The sequence below is a fragment of the Sphingobacterium sp. GW821-FHT03E03 genome (assembly GCF_059420745.1).
On sequence record NZ_JBWKUH010000062.1, the window covers coordinates 1 to 1,570 of the forward strand.

The 1,570-nt window shown below is 40.8% G+C and carries 1 protein-coding gene; it reads right to left on the minus strand.

Translation table 11 applies throughout. The features are described 5' to 3' along the window. Nucleotides 1–16: 16 nt before the first annotated feature. A complete protein-coding gene (gene tnpC / locus AC07UV_RS25610; RefSeq protein ID WP_495185839.1) occupies nucleotides 17–1,429 on the minus strand; it encodes an IS66 family transposase in 1,413 nt (470 codons plus the stop codon). Nucleotides 1,430–1,570 lie beyond the last annotated feature (141 nt).

Here is a 1,570-nt window from a genome sequence, read left to right on the forward strand (position 1 = left end):
GTAACTATTCAGGTTGCTAGCTATTTGCAATATTTGTGAATGCGTTTAATATATTTTGGTTGTTCTTGATACATGTATCCGTTATCGAACGTATTATTGCATATATGTTTGCACCAGTCCATGATTTAAACATTCCTGAGACTTTGAGTTTGACCTTTACATTTCTTATTGCCTGTTCGGATGCATTATTATGTGCAGGCACTTCATATTGATATAAAAATGTCAGCACATGATCTCTGTGTTTCATGATCCTTTTTTGAAAGGTTAACACATCTGGATATGCAGGATCGATAACCCGGGTGCAGAGTTCATTGAGTGTCGCTTCGATTTCAGATCGTTCTTTTATTGGTTTACCGTATTGGCCTGGTTGTAATTTTTTCTTGAGTTCAAGAGCCCGCATAAAGAGTTCGAAGATCTTGCCGGCCCACAGACAATTGTACTTTTGTTTGAAGTAGTTAAGTTCCCTGAGCAGATGGGCGATACACAACTGATGCCCTTGGGCAGTTGTTGTGAGATGGCTGGACCAACAGTCATGAACCAATATGGCATTTGGAAATCCAAGAGGAAAATGGTCAGTAACGGTTTGATAGGCTCTATTGGTAGCTGCTACAATGTAGGTAGCAAATTTACTTTGCCAGGTCCAAAACCAGTTCTTCTTTCCGTTGATTTTCATTCCTGTTTCATCGGCTCCCACAACCCGAGCTGCTGCTACCTTGGTTTTGATCAACTCATAGGCCGATAATGCTTTATCAGCAAAACGCCCCAGTATATTGCAGATTGTACCCTGGCTGATAGCCATGTTGTAAAGCACACGAAAATGTTCAGCAATACGCGCAACGGGCATATACTGACGCGTATGCAGATAAGCGATCTGTGCATGAGTATTAGCTCCATAGCTCACCGGGGCATTTACCCCATTCGGAAAGCTGCCACCTGTAGTATGTCCGCAGCTACATCTTTTTGCAAAGATGCGATGCTCCTTATAAGTGGGAAGGACAGCAGGAATATCAACCACTTGGCGGCGGTTCAGTAATTCACCTTGCACAGCTTCCAAGCCCAGTCCGCAACAGTTACAGAACTGCGGGGCATGATTTTCAATAATATCCGGAGAGCCGGACATCAAAAGAGTATGCCCATCATGACCTTGCTGAGCTCCGGGTTTCTTTCCGCTGGACTTACGTAAACTATTGGTTTTTTTAAGCGGACGGTTTTCATCTTTGGAGGGTGGGACCGAACTATTATGACTATTCTTTTTAGGACCCTTTAACAAGCGATTCTCTTCCATTAAGCTACCAATGGTAGCATTAAGACCGATAATGGTTTCATTTAATTGCTGGATAGTTTGCTGAAAAGCTAAGTTTTCTGATATACGGGCAGCTGACTCCTTTTCGAGCATTTCAATAAGTTTCAGAAATTTATCGCTGTCCATACCAATAATTTGTATTACAAAAAACAGATTTTTATTGCAATAAACCTAAAGTAATCAATAGAAGTTATACAGTGAAATGTGAATAACTAACCTCTTTTTTTATAAAAAATTAAACCGAAGAAATTAGACCTGAATAGTTAC

Bases quoted from the DNA above. Each gene is read 5' to 3' on its own strand.
- tnpC (WP_495185839.1), bottom strand. From the start codon at position 1,429: ATGGACAGCGATAAATTTCTGAAACTTATTGAAATGCTCGAAAAGGAG.